Annotated in this window: 15 protein-coding genes; 4 read left to right on the top strand and 11 right to left on the bottom strand. The window is 69.5% G+C overall.

Annotation, left to right across the window (positions count from 1 at the left end; all coding sequences use genetic code 11):
* Positions 1-44 precede the first annotated feature (44 nt).
* Both J5X07_RS13405 and J5X07_RS06660 read left to right on the top strand, forming a co-directional pair.
* Positions 45-1,172: a glycosyltransferase gene (locus J5X07_RS13405; protein ID WP_208479081.1), complete on the top strand. Its 1,128-nt coding sequence runs from the start codon at positions 45-47 to the stop codon at positions 1,170-1,172.
* Positions 1,172-2,542: a lipopolysaccharide biosynthesis protein gene (locus J5X07_RS06660; protein WP_208479080.1), complete on the top strand. Its 1,371-nt coding sequence runs from the start codon at positions 1,172-1,174 to the stop codon at positions 2,540-2,542. The genes J5X07_RS13405 and J5X07_RS06660 overlap by 1 nt, the downstream gene beginning before the upstream one ends.
* Positions 2,543-2,571: 29 nt before the next feature.
* Here J5X07_RS06660 and tagD read toward each other — a convergent pair whose 3' ends face one another.
* Entirely contained in the window at positions 2,572-2,973 is a 402-nt protein-coding gene (tagD, locus tag J5X07_RS06655; RefSeq protein WP_208479079.1) for a glycerol-3-phosphate cytidylyltransferase, read from the bottom strand.
* A gap of 483 nt (positions 2,974-3,456) precedes the next feature.
* Here tagD and J5X07_RS06650 point away from each other — a divergent pair, with 483 nt between their 5' ends.
* A complete protein-coding gene (locus tag J5X07_RS06650) occupies positions 3,457-4,065 on the top strand; it encodes a UDP-N-acetylglucosamine 2-epimerase (protein ID WP_208479078.1) in 609 nt (202 codons plus the stop codon).
* On the opposite strand, the gene J5X07_RS06645 is transcribed toward J5X07_RS06650, so the two are convergent.
* The 9 genes from J5X07_RS06645 to J5X07_RS06605 form a co-directional block, all read right to left on the bottom strand.
* Positions 4,062-4,496 (bottom strand): FAD synthase family protein, encoded by a 435-nt coding sequence (locus tag J5X07_RS06645; protein WP_208479077.1) that lies wholly within the window; start codon positions 4,494-4,496, stop codon positions 4,062-4,064. The genes J5X07_RS06650 and J5X07_RS06645 overlap by 4 nt on opposite strands.
* A 198-nt stretch (positions 4,497-4,694) precedes the next feature.
* The gene (locus J5X07_RS06640) at positions 4,695-5,816 is read right to left on the bottom strand and encodes an LCP family protein (protein ID WP_243896554.1); all 1,122 of its coding nucleotides are present in this window, start codon (positions 5,814-5,816) and stop codon (positions 4,695-4,697) included.
* 100 nt (positions 5,817-5,916) lie between these two features.
* Positions 5,917-7,077, bottom strand: a complete 1,161-nt coding sequence (locus tag J5X07_RS06635) for a branched-chain amino acid aminotransferase (RefSeq protein ID WP_208479076.1) — start codon at positions 7,075-7,077, stop codon at positions 5,917-5,919.
* Between the two features lie 111 nt (positions 7,078-7,188).
* Positions 7,189-8,232, bottom strand: coding sequence for a 3-isopropylmalate dehydrogenase (locus J5X07_RS06630; protein ID WP_208479075.1), 1,044 nt, complete (start codon positions 8,230-8,232; stop codon positions 7,189-7,191).
* A gap of 237 nt (positions 8,233-8,469) precedes the next feature.
* Complete coding sequence (locus J5X07_RS06625) at positions 8,470-9,084, bottom strand: hypothetical protein (RefSeq protein WP_124933498.1); 615 nt, start codon at positions 9,082-9,084, stop codon at positions 8,470-8,472.
* Entirely contained in the window at positions 9,081-10,511 is a 1,431-nt protein-coding gene (locus J5X07_RS06620) for an AAA family ATPase (protein WP_124933499.1), read from the bottom strand. The genes J5X07_RS06625 and J5X07_RS06620 overlap by 4 nt, the downstream gene beginning before the upstream one ends.
* A 184-nt stretch (positions 10,512-10,695) precedes the next feature.
* Positions 10,696-11,727: a ketol-acid reductoisomerase gene (gene ilvC, locus J5X07_RS06615; RefSeq protein ID WP_124933500.1), complete on the bottom strand. Its 1,032-nt coding sequence runs from the start codon at positions 11,725-11,727 to the stop codon at positions 10,696-10,698.
* A 9-nt stretch (positions 11,728-11,736) separates the two neighbouring features.
* Positions 11,737-12,249 carry an acetolactate synthase small subunit gene (gene ilvN / locus J5X07_RS06610; protein ID WP_124933501.1) on the bottom strand — a complete coding sequence of 171 codons (513 nt, stop codon included), beginning with the start codon at positions 12,247-12,249 and terminating at the stop codon, positions 11,737-11,739.
* A gap of 5 nt (positions 12,250-12,254) precedes the next feature.
* The gene (locus tag J5X07_RS06605; RefSeq protein ID WP_124933502.1) at positions 12,255-14,039 is read right to left on the bottom strand and encodes an acetolactate synthase large subunit; all 1,785 of its coding nucleotides are present in this window, start codon (positions 14,037-14,039) and stop codon (positions 12,255-12,257) included.
* A 376-nt stretch (positions 14,040-14,415) separates the two neighbouring features.
* On the opposite strand from J5X07_RS06605, the gene J5X07_RS06600 reads away from it, so the two are divergent.
* The gene (locus J5X07_RS06600) at positions 14,416-16,026 is read left to right on the top strand and encodes an aspartate:alanine exchanger family transporter (RefSeq protein WP_424924094.1); all 1,611 of its coding nucleotides are present in this window, start codon (positions 14,416-14,418) and stop codon (positions 16,024-16,026) included.
* A 35-nt stretch (positions 16,027-16,061) separates the two neighbouring features.
* Here J5X07_RS06600 and J5X07_RS06595 read toward each other — a convergent pair whose 3' ends face one another.
* Positions 16,062-17,378, bottom strand: coding sequence for a threonine/serine exporter family protein (locus J5X07_RS06595; protein WP_208479130.1), 1,317 nt, complete (start codon positions 17,376-17,378; stop codon positions 16,062-16,064).
* Positions 17,379-17,759: the final 381 nt, after the last annotated feature.

The following is a 17,759-nucleotide window of genomic DNA, read 5'->3' as shown; positions in this document are numbered from 1 at the left end:
CGGCGCCCCGCCCCGACCCATCGCACATGAAGAAGGAACAACCCGTGGTAGGAGCCTCCCCCCAGGATGCCGCCCAGCGCCCCGCCGTCCTCATCGGGGGCATGACCGCCAACGAGGGGGGCAAGGAGGCCTTCATCCTGTCCGCCTTCCGCCTGCTCAAGGACGGGTACGACTTCACCTTCCTCACCGACCGCGACGCCATCGCCCACGCCGAGGAGCTGAGGACCGGCGGAGCCCGGATCGTGCGGGTGCCCGAGAGGCGCCACCACCCGCTGGAGCATCTGCGGGCGGTCACCCGAGTGGTGCGCCAGGGCCGCTACCACGCGGTATGGCTCCATCAGACGGTGGTCAACTCCCTGGAGCCCCTGGTGGCGGCGCGCAGGGCGGGGGTACCGGTGCGGATCCTGCACTCCCACTCCTCGGCCAATATGTCGGGGCGCATCTCCGGGGTCCTGCACCACCTCCAGCGCCCGCTGGTCAGCGGGTGCGCCAACCGCCGCTACGCCTGCTCAGCGGAGGCCGCCCAGTGGTTCTTCGGCTCCTCGCCATGGACCTTCGTGCCCAATATCCTCGACCCCCGCCCCTTCACCTTCGACCCAGTGCGGCGCCGGCGGATGCGCACCGAGCTCGGCCTGGGCCCGCAGACCACCGCCATCATCCATGTGGCCCGACTGGGGCCGGCCAAGAATCACGTCTTCGACCTGGGTATCATGTCCCACCTGCGCCGGATGGGCACCGATGCGCACCTGCTCCTGTGCGGCCAGGGCCCCTACGCCCAGGACCTGGAGCGGCGCGTGGACGAGGCGGGGCTGAGGAGCTGCGTCAGCTTCCTGGGCGCCCGCTCGGATGTGGCCGACCTGCTCCAGGCCGCCGACGTCATGATCCTGCCCTCCACCTTCGAGGGGCTGCCCTACACGGCGCTGGAGGCGCAGGCGGCGGGCCTGCCGCTGCTGATGTCCCAGGCGGTCAGCGCCAGCGCCCGGGTGGGCGGCGTCGTCGAGATCCTCGACCTGGCCCAGGGCCCCCAGCCGTGGGCCCGCCGCATCGCCGAGCTGTCGGCCTCCCCCCATGCCCGGGGGCCCAATGCCGTCATCGGCAGCGCCTTCGACGCGGGCAGCGCACGGCCCCGCTTCGAGCGCCTGCTCCGCTGCAATGAGGCGGCGGGGTCCTGATGGGCGCACTGTGGACCTTCCTGAGGAACTCGGGGATCTTCGTGCTGGGCACCGTGCTGTCCAAGCTCATCGCCTTCATCATGCTGCCGCTCTACACGGCGGTGGTCCCCCCCGAGGACTTCGGCTACTACGACCTGAGCGTGACCTACCTGACAGTGGTGTGCGAATCGCTGTTCCTCAATATCTGGGTGGTCATCCTGCGGCGGATGTACAAGAGCCAGGACGAGCAGGTGCGCGCCCTGCAGGCCGGCGCCCTGGTCTTCCTGGGCTCCACGCTCGCCTACATCCTGCTCATGGTGGCGGCCGCGCTCCTGCTCGACATCCGCTACCTGGGCCTCATCGCCTGCCTGGGCATCGTGCAGAACATCGAGTACGTCTACAAGCACGCCTGCCGGGGGCTTCGCAGGAACTGGGACTACGCCTTCTCCGGGGTGCTGGCCTCAGTGGTCATGATGGGGATGAACGTCCTGCTCCTGGTGGGCCTGGACTGGGACTTCCGCGCCCTGTACATCTCGACCATCGTGGCCTACCTGTGCGAGATCATCTACGTCGAGGCCCGGGTGGGGGTGGGGCGCCGGATGCTCTCCTCCTCCTGGCGCTGGGGGGTGCGGCCCGCCGCCCGCACCATGCTCGTCCTGGCCATCCCCGTGGGCCTCAACGCCCTGGTCTACTGGACGATCAACTCCTTGAACCGCGCCGTGGTGGGGGCGGTGCTCGATCTGGCCCATAACGGGCTGTTCGCCATCGCCATGCGATTCGGCGCCGTGATGATGCTGGTGATCACGGCGATGACCTACGCCTGGCAGGATCTGGCCTTCGAGCGCTCCCGGGAGCACAGCCGCTTCTTCTCCCGCGCCGCCGGGGCCTATGCCACCGCCCTCCTGCTGGGACTGGCGCTCCTCATCCCCGTGCTCAAGGTGATCTTCCCCTGGGTCATCGACCCCCAGTACGGCGCGGCTCTGGCAGTCATCCCCCTCGCCCTGGCGGTGTCCACCCTCAGCGGCTACTCGAACTTCCTGGTGAACATCTTCTACGCCATTGACAGGAACGCCGACACGCTCTGGGCCATCGGGATCGCGGGTGCGGTCAATACGGCGTGCGTCCTGCCCATGGTCCACCTCTGGGGACTGTTCGGGGCATGCATCTCCACCCTTCTGGGCTACAGCGCTGGGATCGCCTACATGCTCTACCGGCTTCGCGGCGAGATCGGGATGAGGGTGAGTCCTCGGGAGCCTCTCGCCGGGCTCGCAGTGGTGGGCCTGGCCATGCTCGTGTTCTACCTGGCGGGCACCGCTGTCAACATGGCCACTGCCGCGGTCATCCTGCTGGCCGGGGTCCTGGGCGCCAGGCGGCTCATGCCCCGCCGATGACCATCATCCCGCGGACGGGATCAGCGGGATCAGGCGCCGGCGCCACCGGCCGGGCGGCCGTGCGCGGGGCGGGTATCGACCTCGGGGGTGCGCGGCAGGTAGACGACCTCGCACAGCCCCTCGAGCTGGTCGTTGAAGGTGTGGATCCAGTCCTCCCCCATGACGAACAGGTCGATATCGTGCTCGACGACGTCGCGGCTCTTCTGCTCCCAGGTGCGCTCGGGGATGACCATGTCGACGTAGCGGATGGCCTCCAGCAGCTCCTTGCGCTGCTCGTAGTTGAAGTAGGCGGTCTTGCCCTTGGCGGCATTGAACTCATCAGTGGACAGCGCCACGATGAGGTAGTCGCCCAGGGCCCTGGCCCTGCGGAGCAGCTCGATATGGCCGTAGTGGAGCAGATCGAAGGTGCCGTAGGTGATCACGCGTTTCATCAAGTCGATCCTCGGATAGCTCAGCCCGATGCTTGTAGAAATCATACAAGTATTCGGCGTCCTGTCGTGGAATGCGCGCACAGTAGTTGAATGCGCACGCAGTTAGTCTAGGGATCTCGAAAGCACTCTGACGGTCGTGTTATCGCACTGAGCCTGCTCCCGCACTGTGATCGTGCCCACTCACTATTGGGCACCCTGCAAGTAAGCCGAAAACCCGGTGGCCCCGTCCCCCGCGTCCGACCATCCCGAGGCCGACACGTGACCTGCTCCCGCCCGGCGCCGCAACGGCGGCGTTGCCCGGGTCTCACGCAGGATCGCACGCCCATCACAGCCGCTGCCCTTGATCACACTCCGGTTGCAGTGCCCTGCCCGGGCGCCCCCTCGCCACGGGGAGGGGATGGACGCCACTACAGTGACCTGGACAGCACGCGCCGCCCCTCCCCGGTCCCGGCGCGCATCCCATCCACCGCCGCTGGAGGCCCGGTGAGCATCTGCGTCATGGCGGTCTACGCCACCACCGCACAGGCCAGTGCCCTGATGCCCCTCATCACGGCCCTGAGCGCCCACCCGGGCTCACGCACGACGACGGTGTCCACCGGTGAGCACCGCCCTGCGGGGGATCGGGCGCGCGCCGCCGCTCACGGGGCGCTCCGGGCTGCGCGAGACACGGCCCTCGCCCCTCTGGAGCGCCCGCACGCCCTGAGGGCCGACCACGACCTGGGCCTGACCGGGGTCGGGCACGACCGCAACGCCCTGACCGCCGAGGTCTTCTCGCGCTTCGGCGGGCTGCTGCGCTCCCGGCGCCCGGATGCGGTGCTCGTGGAGGGCCTCACCACCTCGATCTGCGCCGTGGCTCTGACGGCCTTCAACCACGGCATCCCGGTCCTGCACCTGGAGGCGGAGCCCGGTGAGCGGTCCTGCTCGCCCTACCCCGGGGAGGCGGACCGCAGGCTCCTGGAGCGCGTGAGCACCGTCCATCTGGTCACCAGCGTCGAGGCCAGGGGCAGGCTCATCCGCCGGGGAGTGCCCCAGGGGCGCATCATGTCGGCCATCATCCCCGGGTCCTCCCCGGCGCACTGCCCGGCCGCCTAGAGCCACACGCTGTTGAGCCTGCTCTCGCCGGAGTCGCGCTTGGCGCCCAGGAGGTAGTGCTTGATCCGGGTGGTGGAGACCTCCGGGGTGCGCGGCAGGTAGACGACCTCGCACAGCCCCTCGAGCTGGTCGTCGAAGGCGCCCTGCCAGTCCTGCCCCATGACGACGAGGTCGATCCCGTAGGCGGCCACATCATCGGGCTTCTGCTCCCAGGTGGCCTCGGGCACCACCAGGTCCACATAGCGCACTGCCGAGATCATGGCCGCGCGCTGGTCATATCCGTAGCGGGACCGCTTGCCCTTGACGGCGTTGAACTCATCAGTGGACACCCCCACCGCCAGGTGGTCGCCCAGGGCCCGTGCGCGCCGGAGCAGCTCGATATGGCCGTAGTGGAGCAGATCGAAGGTCCCGTAGGTCATCACGCGCTTCACAGTTCCGCCCTCGCCTCGTTGGGATCCCGTGCCGTGGGAATGGCACGTCCCCACGAGCCTTCCACGCCGCGCAGCAACCGCCGGGGCGCGAGCCGCGGCCATGGCTGATCGAGGCTGAAATGAGACCACCGGGCCGGGCTCCCTCCCGGCGCCAGGGACCGGGCCGGGGCGGGGTGCGGCGGGAGGCCGCCGGAGGGATCAGTTGACGGTGGCGGGCAGCAGCTCGATGGAGTCGGGCGCCGTCTCCAGGTACTCCCCCACCGCGTCCTGGGCGAAGGCGCTGAACAGCGCCTGGCTCCTGTCCTGGTCGAGCTGGACGATGGACTGGCCGTCCGGGGAGGTGGCGGTGCCCGAGGCGGGAGCGGTCATGAAGTGGATGTCGCCGCTGCGCAGGTCGCGCGTCTGCCAGGCCAGGGACTGCATCTCATCGAGGGTGAAGGAGTCGTCCACGGCCACGGTCCGCGTGGCCGTGCGCAGGAGGGAGTAGAGCCTGGTGGGACTGGACAGGGCTCCGCTGCTGAAGACCTGCTTGACGATGGCGCGCATCCAGGCCTGCTGGCGCTTGACGCGGTCGAAGTCGCCCTCGGGCAGGGAGTCCCGCTCACGTGCGTAGGCCAGGGCCTGCGCACCGTTGAGCTGCTGGGGCCCGGCCTGAAACTCGGTGCCGGCCAGGGTCTGGGGCTCCTTGAGATCGATGGTGACCCCGCCGATCTCGTCGGTCAGGGTGGTGAAGGACTCGAAGTCGGCGATGGCCACATGGTGGATGCGGATGCCGGTGAGGGCCTCGACGGTCTGGATCGTCAGGGAGGTGCCGCCGTAGGCGTAGGCGGCATTGATCTTGGCCTGGCCGTGCCCGGGGATGTCCACCCAGGTGTCGCGCGGGATGGACACGACGCTGATGTCCTGCCTGTCACCACTGATCTGCATGATCATCAGGGCGTCGGTGCGCTGGGCCCCGGCCTCCCACTGGGAGGGGTCGCCCGCGCTGATCCTGGAGTCCGAGCCCAGCACGAGGATATTGGTGGCGGGCTGCTGATCGCCCTCGACCCTCTGGTGCGGCGCCCGGGTGGCGATGCCGGCGAAGGGGTCGGCGATGGTCTCCAGGTCCGAGCCCAGCGAGTGGCGCAGCCACAGGCCCAGGCCCGCGACGACGAGGGCCACCACGAGGACCACCATGGCGGCGCTGAGCAGGACCGCCCTCAGGGTGCGCCGTCGGCCCTCGCGGGAGCCGGGCGCCTCCGGGTCCCGGCCCGCCGCCCGGCCGGGGGCGGAGGCATCGTCATCCGTGGGCTCCTGGGGGTCGGTGGTCGCAGGCGTCATGCCCCTATCGCACCATAGATCGCCGCTCCTCTTGTGCACTCCCACAGAAATCACGCGCGATTCACAGCCCGGCCCCAGGCGCGGCGGGCCCGGCCGGTCGTCAGGTGAGGCGGTACATCCACCCGTGGGGGTCGGGCCGGCGCCCGTACTGGATGCCGGTGAGCAGCTCGTGGATCCTGCGGGTGACCTCGGTGCCGGTGATCTCCGCCTCCACGCCCGGGCCCGCCAGGCGCCCGATGGGCACGACGACGGCCGCGGTCCCGCAGGCGAAGACCTCGGAGACCCGCCCGGAGCCGATGTCCTCCAGCAGCCCTTGGAGGCTGATGGTCTCCTCGGTGACCCGGCGGCCCTCGTCGCGCAGGAGGGTGATGATGGAGGCCCGCGTGGCGCCCTCCAGGATGGAGCCGGTGAGCCTGGGCGTGCGCACCGAGCCGTCGGCGTCGACCACCATGATGTTCATCCCCCCGAGCTCCTCGAGGTTCTGCCCGGTGGCGGCGTCCAGGAAGCAGACCTGGTCGCAGCCCGCCTCATGGGCCTCCTGCTGGGGCAGCAGGGAGGAGGCGTAGTTGCCGCCGGTCTTGGCCGCCCCGGTGCCCCCGGGGCCGGCCCGGTGGTACTCCCTGCTCACCCAGATGCTCAGGGGCTCCAGGCCGTGGGGGAAGTAGTTGCCCGCGGGCGAGGCGATGACGTAGTAGTCCACCTGCCGGGCGGGGCGCACCCCCAGGAAGGGCTCGGAGGCGAAGGCGAAGGGGCGCAGGTAGAGGGACTCCCCCGCTCCGCCGGGGACCCATTCGTGATCGGCCCGGACCAGGTCGACCAGGGAGGCGATGATGTCCTCCTCCTCCATCTCGGGCAGGGCCATGCGCCGGGCGGAGGCGTTGAGCCTGGCGGCGTTGTAGCGGGGCCTGAAGGTCCACACCGAGCCGTCCCGGTGCCGGTAGGCCTTGATGCCCTCGAAGACCTCCTGGCCGTAGTGGAGGATCGCCGCGGCCGGGGAGAGCGCCAGGTCCCCGTAGGCGATGGTGCCCCTCCGCCCCCACCCCTCGCCCTGGGTCCAGCGGGCGTGGACCATGTGGTCGGTGAAGGTGGTGCCGAAGTGCAGGTCCTCCAGGGCCCGGGTCCGCTGCGCGGGGCTGGCCGGAGTGTCATTGCGGGTCAGGGGGAAGCGGCCGGCCAGGGAGTCGGCACTGGGGACCGGGACGTCCGCGGCACGGGCCAGGGGCGTGGGCTGGGGGTCGGGGCGGGGGGCAGTCGCGGTCATGGGCCCACCCTACCGCCGGGCCGGCGCCGCAGCCCTGGATGGCGCCGCCGCCGGCCTCCGCCGCGGCCGTGATCGGGCGGGGCCGGGCCGGGGCCCCGGGCCGCGCTCCCCTCAGGCATCCAGGGCCTCGACGATGGCGTCCCCGATCTCGCTGGTGCTGCGGCCGCGCCCGTCGGCCCTGCCCGCCATATCGGCCTCGACGGCGGCCTCAATGCGGCGGGCGGGGCCGATATGGCCCAAGTGGTCGAGCATGAGGGCCGCAGCGCTGATGGTGGCGGTCGGGTCGGCGATGCCCTGGCCCGCGATGTCGGGGGCCGAGCCGTGGACGGGCTCGAACATCGAGGGGAAGTCCCCCTCGGGGTTGATGTTGCCCGAGGCCGCCAGGCCGATGCCCCCGGTGATGGCCCCGGCCTCATCGGTGAGGATGTCTCCGAAGAGGTTGTCGGTGACGATGACGTCGAAGCGCCCGGGGTCGGCGACCAGGTAGATGGTGGCGGCGTCGACATGGGCGTAGTCCACGGCGACCTCGGGGTACTGGGCGGAGACGGCCTCCACGGTGCGCCGCCACAGGTGCCCGGCATGGACCAGCACGTTGTGCTTGTGGACCAGGGTCAGGTGCTTGGCGGGCCGGGAGGCGGCCTTGGCGAAGGCGTAGCGAACGACCCGCTCGACACCGAAGGCGGTGTTGACGCTGACCTCGGTGGCGATCTCCTGGGGGGTGCCCTCGCGCACGGTCCCCCCGTTGCCGCTGTAGAGCCCCTCGGTCCCCTCGCGCACGACGACGAAGTCGATCTCGCCGGGATCGGCCAGCGGGGTGGGCACACCGGGGTAGAGCCGGGAGGGGCGCAGGTTGACGTAGTGGTCCAGGGCGAAGCGCAGGCGCAGCAGCAGGCCGCGCTCCAGGACTCCCGAGGGCACGGACGGGTCGCCCACGGCGCCCAGGAGGATGGCGTCGTGGCCCTTGAGCGCCTCCAGGTCCTCCTCGCCCAGGGCCTGACCGGTGCGCTGCCAGTACTCGGCGCCCAGGTCGTAGTGGGTGGTGGCGATCTCCACCCCGGTGCCGCTGAGGGCCTTGCCCAGGACCTTGAGCGCCTCGGGCACCACCTCCTTGCCGATGCCGTCGCCGGGGATCACTGCCAGGTCAATGGTCGTCATGGCACCAGCCTACGGCCATCGCCACCATGCGGACCCCGGGTCTCGGATCGTGGGTCCCCGGGGCTGCGGGCCGACGGCGTGGCGCGGAGTGCCGGGCGTGGCTGCACGGTGCGCAAGCCCCAGCTGCGAAGGGCATATCTGGGGCCCGCGATCTGCCGCCTCCCCTGCATCGTGCAGACAACCCCGAGATCTGCAGCCATCCTCCTCACAGCTCCCGGCCCACCTGACGAGCGAGGCCTACGGGCTCAGCATTCTCCTCAGGTAGGGCCGCACGGCGCTCATCGACACGATGAGGCGCTCGCGTAGCTGCCTCCATGCCTCCAGCTCGGTGATCTTCCCATCCGGGTCGATGGCCCTGATCGCCTCGGAGCGGAACCGGCCCCATTCCGGGTGACCGGCGCTCCGCTCCGCCCAGGCCCTCAGGACGGCCTTGGGATCGGAGACCTCCTCCAGGGCCCGCAGGCGCCCGATGCTCCAGTGCTTGGATAACCAGGCCCGACACGCCTCATCACCCCAGAGCTGAGCGAGGGCCCAGGCCTCAGTCTCCCGGACAGGCACCACAGGCACGATGTGGCGGTGGCCATGAGCGCTGAGGATCTCCTCCTGCCTGGCCCTCAGTCCCACCTGATCGGCATCACGGTGGACGAAGACCAGGGTGAAGCCCTGATCCTCCGACAGCTCGGCGATCTTCTCGGCCACCGGCGCATGCCGTAGCCGGTGGGGAAGCCGAGCCGCCTCCACGCGGACGTCGTCACCCGGGACCAGGGACATGAGGAGCCCTTCCAAGGGCGAGGTCAGGTTGTCATCGGAGCGCCCCTCCCCGATGAAGGCGCAGTTCCAGAAGCCGCTCACTGTTCGTCCTCAGCCATGACGGGACTCTCCAGGAAATCGATCAGCTCGGTACTGGAGACCGGCTGGATTCGCCGCTCACCTCCCGGCCCCTCCCGGTCCGCGGCGCGCCAGGTGCCTGGAAGTGGATGGAAGGAGGTCGACGTCGTCACCTCCCCTGTGTCCGAGCGCCGCCGCCAGGAGACCGCGCACAGGACATCCTCCGGATCGGCCTCCATGACTCCCTGGACGACGTAGGGAGAGTGGGTGTTGATGACCACCTGACCGCGCTCCTCCTGCCCGTCCTGCCGGGGCCCCGCCATGGACCGGAGCAGATCGAGCAGGGCGTGAAGGCGGGCAGGGTGCACGCCGTTCTCCGGCTCCTCGATGAAGACCGCTCCCGCACCGTCGATGCCGGTGGCCAGGGCACCGAGCACCAGCAGCCTGAGAGAGCCGTCCGAGAGCGCGCGGGCGGGCAGCTCGGGGCCCTCCCCCACCTGGGCGCGCAGCTCCAGGAAATCGCCATTGCGGATGACCTCGAGATGGCGCAGGTCGAGGAGATCGCCCAGGGCGTGGCGCAGATCGTCATAGACCTGGGCGCCCCGCTCCTCCACGCGGGCATTGAGGGCCGCAGGCAGATGGGCTCCCGAGTCCGCCAGCCGTCCGGTCTGGTCGATGCTGTCGGCGGCACGGATGAGACTCGGCTCCAGGGCCAGGAAGCGCCATGAGCGCAATTGCGCGGCTACCTGTCCGGGAACGGTCCCGGCGCGGCTCTGGGACAGGACAGTCCGGTCAAGATCCCTGAAGAAGAAGTATTCATCAGGGTTGTACATGAACCCCATATCTCCAAAAGGACCAAGGGATTCCTCCATCCCTCGATCGTACAGAAAAGCACCAGGCTCCCGGGCTGTGGGCTCACCCTCCTCATCGTGGGACACCGGGATCTGCGGGTCGGTCTCGATGTAGGTCTCCTTGCTCCGCGAGACTTTCACGGCATCCACCAAAGCAGGGCAGGCCGGAGGCCTGGTCGCAGACACAATGCTCTCCTCGATCAGGCGGATCGGTGCGGCCCTTTTGCCCTGATATCCCGTGTCAACACCCAACTCGACCTCATAGCGCAGATAGGTGTGCCGAAGCCTGACCTGGCGGCCCCTGACGTCCCTGACGCTGCCGGGAATGATCACCTCAGCGGCCAGGCGCAGATTCTCCTCCCCGGAGAGGACCGCGGCGCTGAGCACGGACTCTTGGGTGCCGCGCTGCCCTGGCACCGAGCGGACCGAGGCGATCGCATCGTTGAAGGAGTGGTCCGCCAAGGAGCCGAGGAATGCGATCGCATCGAAGAGGTTGGACTTCCCCACACCATTAGGACCAGCAATACAGGTGAAGGGCCCCAGGTCCACGGCAACATCCCTGAGGTTCTTGAATCCAGAGACCTCGAAGCGCGTGAGCATCCACTGTCCCCTTCCCGCCGCATAGCGCTGCAAGTCACGGCATCAGTGTATCTCTCGCGCCCACCTGCCTGCGGGACCGGGAATCACGGGACGGACCCGCGCCTGCACGAGGCAGGACGCGGGTCCGTCCGGATTCCGCCCTGATCCGCCGCTAAGTGGACGCGACACCGTCGGGGGCCGGGGTTCAGCGCGAGACCGAGCCCTCGGTGTAGTCCTCATCCACCTCGGCGCGCCAGGCGAACATGGAGCGGACCTCGCGGCCCGTGGACTCGATGGGGTGGGCCTCGCCCTTGGCGCGCAGCTCCTTGAACTCCGGGGCCCCGGCGGCCTGGTCGTCCATGAAGCGCTTGGCGAAGGTGCCGTCCTGGATGTCGGCCAGGACCTCCTTCATGTGCTCCTTGACATCGGGGGTGATGACGCGAGGCCCGGAGATGTAGTCGCCGTACTCGGCGGTGTCGGAGATCGACCAGCGCTGCTTGGAGATGCCGCCCTCCACCATGAGGTCCACGATGAGCTTGAGCTCGTGGAGGACCTCGAAGTAGGCCATCTCCGGCTGGTAGCCGGCCTCGGTGAGGGTCTCGAAGCCGTACTGGACGAGCTGGGAGACGCCGCCGCACAGCACCGACTGCTCGCCGAAGAGGTCGGTCTCGGTCTCCTCGCGGAAGGAGGTCTTGATGGCGCCGGCGCGCGTGCCGCCGATCGCCTTGGCGTAGGACAGCGCCAGCTCCCAGGCCGAGCCGGTGGCGTCCTGCTCGACGCAGACCAGCACCGGCACGCCGCGGCCGGCCTCGAACTCGCGGCGCACGGTGTGCCCGGGGCCCTTGGGCGCCACCATGATGACGTCGATGTCCGCGGCGGGCTTGATGTAGCCGAAGTGGATGTTGAAGCCATGGGAGAACAGCAGCGCCGAGCCCGCGGTGATGTGCGGCTCGATCTCGGAGGTGTAGAGCTCGGCCTGCACCTGGTCGGGCGCCAGCACCACGACGACGTCGGCCCAGGCCACGGCCTCGGCGATCGGCTGGACGGGCAGGCCGGCCTCCTCGGCCTTGGCCACGGAGGACGAGCCCTCGCGCAGGCCCACCACCACCTCGACGCCGGAGTCGCGCAGGTTGAGGGCGTGGGCGTGGCCCTGCGAGCCGTAGCCGATGACGGCGACCTTCTTGGACTGGATGATGGACAGGTCGGCGTCGTCGTTGTAGAACTTCTCAGCTGCCATGGTTGCTTCTCACTTCTCCTTGAGTTGATCGGTCATGGATCGCGGGCCCCGGGTGATGGCGACGGTACCGGACTGAACGATCTCCTTGACGCCGTAGGGCTGGAGGGCGGTCAGCAGCGCCCTGATCTTGGACTCCGAGCCGATGGTCTCGATGACCACGGAGGTGGGGGCGACATCGACCACATGTGCCCGGAACAGGTCGACGATCTGAAGCACGGCGGTGCGGTTGGAGTCGTCGGCGCGGACCTTGATGAGGTAGAGCTCGCGCTCCACGGAGGTGGCCGGGTCGAGCTCGACGATCTTGAGCACGTTGACCAGCTTGTTGAGCTGCTTGACCACCTGCTCCATGGCCAGGCCATCGGCCTCGGCGATCACCGTGATCCGGGAGATGTCCTCCCGCTCGGTGGGGCCCACCGCCAGGGAGTGGATGTTGAAGCCGCGGCGGGTGAACAGGGCCGAGACGCGCGTGAGCACGCCCGGCTTGTTCTCCACCAGGACGGACAGTGTGTGCGTGTGGCTCACCTATCTCACTCCTCTTCCCATTGGGGGCTCATGCCCCGGGCGTGCTGGATCTCGTCATTGGACACCCCGGCGGCGACCATCGGCCACACCTGCGCGTCGGCCGAGACGATGAAGTCGACGACGACGGGGCGGTCGTTGATGGCATTGGCCTGGGCGATGACCTCATCGAGCTCCTCCAGGCGCTCGCATCGCAGGGCGGCGGCCCCGTAGGCCTTCGCCATGGTGACGAAGTCGGGGATGCGCACCGTGTCCGCCCCGGTGTGCAGATCGGTGTTGGAGTAGCGCTCCTCGTAGAACAGGGTCTGCCATTGGCGCACCATGCCCAGGGAGGAGTTGTTGATGATGGCCACCTTGATGGGGATGCCGTTGAGGGTGCAGGTGGCCAGCTCCTGATTGGTCATCTGGAAGCAGCCGTCGCCGTCGATGAGCCACACCGGCCGATCGGGGCGGGCCTGCTTGGCGCCCATGGCCGCGGGCACGCCGTAACCCATGGTTCCCGCGCCCGCGGATGTCAGCCAGGTGTGCCGCTGGTGGAAGTCGAGGTAGTGGGCGGCCCACATCTGGTGCTGGCCCACGCCGGTGACCCAGATGGTGTCCGGGCTGGCGGCCCTGCTCAGGTGGGTGATGACCTCCTGGGGCTGGAGCAGGCCGTCATCGGTGTCCGTCCAGTCCGTGGGGTAGGTGGCTCGCACACGGGCGATCTCGGCGTGCCAGGCGGAGGTGTCGGCCGGCCCGTTGTCGGCGGTCGCCGTGCGGTAGGCCCGGGTCAGGGCGGGGACCACCTCGGCCAGGTCGCCGACGATGGGCACGTCAGCGGTGCGGATCTTGGAGATCTCGGCCGGATCGACGTCGACGTGGATGACCGAGGCCCGGGTGGCGAAGGTCGAGGGCTTGCCGGTGACGCGGTCGTCGAAGCGGGCGCCCAGGCACACCAGGAGGTCGCTGCGCTGGAGCGCCCCCACGGCGGCGACCGTTCCGTGCATGCCCGGCATGCCCAGGTTGAGCGGGTGGTCCGAGGGCATGACGTCCAGTGCCGTCAGCGTGGTGACGAAGGGGGCGCCGATGAGCTCGATGAGCTCGGCGAGGTCCGCGGCTCCCACCCCGGCGCGGTTGAGGCCGCCCCCCAGGTAGAGCACGGGGCGCTCGGCGGAGGCGATGGCCTCGGCGGCCTGCGCCAGGCGGCGGGGGTTGGGCCTGCCCGGCAGGTGGTAGCCGGGGAGGTCCATGGCCGGAGGCCAGGAGAACTGCGTGCCGCCCTCCAGGGCATCCTTGGAGATGTCGATGAGCACCGGGCCCGGACGGCCGGTGGAGGCCAGGTGGTAGGCCTCGGCCACCCGCGGCACGATGTCATCGGCGCTGGTGACCAGGAAGGAGTGCTTGACGAAGGGCATCGTCACGCCCAGGATGTCGGCCTCCTGGAAGGCGTCGGTGCCGATGGCCCGGCTGTTGACCTGGCCGGTGATGGCCACCATGGGCACGGAGTCCATGTGCGCATCGGACAAAGCGGTGACCAGGTTCGTCGCACCGGGGCCGGAGGTGGCCACGCACAGGCCCGGCTTGCCCGTCACCATGGCATAGCCCTGGGCCGCATGCCCGGCGCCCTGCTCATGGCGCACCAGGATGTGCCGGATGCGCTCACTGGCCAGAAGCGGATCGTAGAAGGGGAGAATGGCTCCTCCGGGCATGCCGAAGATATCGGTGACCCCCAACTCCTCCAAGGACCGCACAAGGGCCTGGGCTCCGGTCATCACCTGCCGGTCCTGGCCTGAGGGAGCGTCCTTGCGCGTCATCGCTCGCCCTCCTGTTCTTCGTGCTGATCCCAGCTCTCTGCCGGGTAGAAGAACGGTAAGGCAGGTCATGGGCCGAGTCACATCAGGGCGCTTGTGATCTCACATCGTGGGACCACGTGCTGCGCTGGAAGCGGGCCGCCGCTCCTTCGGGCCCGTCTCCGGGGCCCGCCCCGGGCCTGTCGGAGCAGCGCTCATCCGGGCTCCTCACCACCCGGCCCACCCCGGCCCTTGGTCCAAGGCACCCGCATGACGAGATGACACAATGACCTAGTCTGATGGAGGCCATTCGGTGCTCACCGATCGTCACCGGCCTCCCATCCTGGCTCGACGCCCGCCCTAGCGGCAGCGGCATGACGAAAGGCGGCACGCCCCTGTGGTGACCACGGTCCTTGAACATCTGTCCGAGAACTCCGTTCTCACCCTGTTCCTGCTCATCGGCCTGGGCATGCTGCTGGGGCATGTCAAGGTCAAGGGGGTGAGCCTGGGCGCGGCCGCGGTCCTCTTCGCCGGGATCGGCCTGGCCGCCGTGGGCACGGCCCACGGCACGGAGATCGAGGTTCCCCATGAGATCGGCATCCTGGGCCTGGCGATCTTCACCTTCGCCATCGGCATCCAGTCCGGGCCGAACTTCTTCCACGTGCTGCGCACCGCCGCGGGGCCCTTGAGCCTGCTGCTGGTCCTGCTCCTGGTCGGAGCCGGCGCCGGGGTGGCGGTGGGCCGCGCCCTGGGCATGGACAGCGCCCTCATCGCCGGCACCTTCGCGGGGGCCATCACCAACACCCCGGCGCTGGCCGCCGCCGGCAATGCCGCGGTCACGGCGGGAAATCCCGACGGGGCCGCCGTGGCCACGGTGGGCTACGCCGTGGCCTACCTCTACGGGGTCATCGGCATGCTCTTCTTCTGCCTGCTCGCCCTGCGCTACCGCCGCAGTGACAAGGACACGCCCTCCCCGCTGATCAACCGCACCATCCGCGTCGAGCGCGAGGACGGTCCCGTCATCGCCGACATCATCGAGAAGATCTCCGGGGAGCTGAAGTTCTCCCGCCTCCGGCGCGGTGAGACCGGCCCGATCATGCGGCCCACCAATGAGGACCGCCTGTTCAAGGACGACCTGGTCACCGTGGTGGGCACCCAGGAGGCGGTCAAGCAGGTCATCAGCGCGGTGGGCCACGGCTCCTCCCACTCCCTCATCGAGGACCGCAAGTACCTGGACTTCCGCCGCATCACCGTCTCGGATCCCAAGCTGGCCGGGCGCACCGTCGCCGATCTGGACATCGACCGGCGCTTCGGGGCCACGATCTCGCGCGTCAGGCGCGGGGACGTGGACATGGTCGGCTCACCGGAACTGGTCCTCCAGCAGGGCGACCGCGTGCGCGTGGTGGCTCCCACCGGCCGCATGAAGGAGGTCTCGGCCTACTTCGGGGACTCGGCTCGAGGGCTGTCCTCCATCAACCCTGTGGCCCTGGGCCTGGGGATGGCACTGGGCATCGTCATCGGCGAGTGGCGGTTCCTGACACCCACGGGGGCGACCTTCTCCATCGGCTCAGCGGCCGGCACCCTGCTCGTGGGGCTCGTCTTCGGCAAGATCGGCCGGATCAAGGGCTTCGTGACAGCCATGCCCTTCACTGCGACGGCAGTGATCGCGGAGTTCGGGCTGCTGGTGTTCCTGGCCCGTGCGGGTGTGACCGCCGGCGGCCAGATCGCCGAGGCCTTCACCGGTGGGGACTGGTGGAAGATCCTGGTCACCGGTTTCGTCATCACCACGATCGTGGGTCTGGGCCTGTACGCCTCGATGCGGTGGATCGTCAAGATGGGCGGCACCCGCCTGGCGGGGCTCATCGGAGGCGCGCAGACGCAGCCGGCCGTGCTGGCCTTCGCCAATGAGCGCACCGGTGCCGACCCCCGCGTCGCCCTGGGCTATGCGATGGTCTACCCGGTGGCCATGATCGTCAAGATCTTCCTGGCCCAGATCCTGGGCGGACTGTAGGACGACGAGGGCCGGTCCCGGCGGCGCGCACGACGTCAGCGACCGGGGGCTGTCTCGGCCGCTGTGCCGCGCGCCTGGGGTCTCCTGTGCCCGGGCAGGGCGGAGGTGGGCACGTCGTGGCGCCAGTTGCGGTCGGTGAGGATGCGTGCCAGAGCCAGGCCCACGCCGATGGCGGTGATGACGAAGAAAACCTCCACGAGGTTCTCCATGGCCGTGTCGATGGCCACTGTCGGATCGGAGCCGTGCTCGTTGAGTGCGGAGACGGCGCGGTAGAAGGGCACTCCTGGGATCATGATGACCACTGCCGGCACGGAGAGGGCCACGCGGGAGTGGGAGGCGCGCGCCACGAAGAGCTGGGCCATGAGGCCGATGACGGTGGCGGCCAGGCCCACGGCGAGCTGCCAGGGGATGCCGAGCTCATCGATGAGCAGGAGCCTGCCGGTGTTGGCGAGGGCTCCGATGATGGCGGACAGCAGGCAGGCGCGGGCCGGAGCGTTGAAGAGGATGGCGAAGCCGTAGGCGGCGACGAAGGAGCACAGGAGCCGCAGCGAGTAGAGCAGGGCACCGGTGGGGGCGGCGGTGCTGGTGGCCTCGATCTGCCAGTGGAAGGCGTGGGTCACGCTCCACACCGCCACGCCGGCGGAGGTCATCACCATGACCACATAGGCGAAGCGCGACAGCGCTGAGGAGAAGTCCTGGCGCACGAGGTCGAGCATGGCGGTGACCATGGGGAAGCCGGGGATGAGGAAGAGGATGGCGGAGATGATGCCGCCCTGATGGTTGCCCGGTGCCAGGCCGCTCAGCCGCAGCAGGGCGATGAGGCCCATGTACAGCGCCGAGGATGCCAGGCCGCACAGGAGCCAGGTGAGGAAGTGCTGGTAGTGGCGCAGCAGCAGGCTCCGTCGCAGGTACTGGCCCGCCGCGGCCGCGATGAGCACGCACAGGCACTCGGGCCAGCCCCCGGCGTTGAGGAAGCAGAATCCGGCACAGGCCACGCCGGAGGCGAGGGCGTTGATCGGAGCCGGGTACAGGCCGTGCATGGTCTCGACCTCGTCGAGCTTGGCGTTGAGGTGCTCAGCGCTCTCGTGCTCGCGCAGGTCGTGGACGATGCGGCGCAGCCGCTCCAGCCGGGCGACGTTGACCCCGCCTCGGCGGATCTCGGCGGTCTCGGTGCGGAAGCGCTGCCCGGCGTAGGAGGAGGTGACGATCTCGGTCATGGTCACGGTCGCCTCATGGCGGTCGATGCCGAGGGCGGCCGCGGCACGGGCCATGGAGGACTTCACCCGGTAGGAGCCCGCCCCGGCGGCCAGCATGAGGCGGCCCAGCCGCAGGACCACCCCTGAGCGCAGCATGAGAGACTCGCCCTCGCTGTGCCCTGCGGCCGCATCGGCAGCCAGTGCCGCGGGAGCGGAGACCGTATCCTCCCCACGAGCATTCACAGTGTCGATCTCATCGAGCGCGCTTGGGGCTCCGTCTCCATCGGAAGCGGGGAGCTCCACGCGAGTTCGAGCATGTCCGGGGTCGTCTTGGCGGCGGGTCACCCCGCAATAGTGCTCCTCCCCGCCGGGGAGAACGGCCATGATGCACATAGTGGGTCTCTTGGGGCCGCATGCTGAGATAGTTGGCAGGCGGGGGGTGGAGGTGGTGGGGGGGAGGGGGGTGTGTGGCTGGTGGTATGTGGCGCGGCCCCGCACGTTCCTCCTTGTTGTGGGGGGTGTGGGGGGCCGCGGGTG

The sequence above is a fragment of the Actinomyces bowdenii genome (genome assembly GCF_017592395.1).
Taxonomy (GTDB): domain Bacteria; phylum Actinomycetota; class Actinomycetes; order Actinomycetales; family Actinomycetaceae; genus Actinomyces; species Actinomyces bowdenii.
The sequence above is the reverse complement of the archived record's forward strand: the minus strand, read 5'-3'. Positions and strand labels throughout refer to the sequence as shown.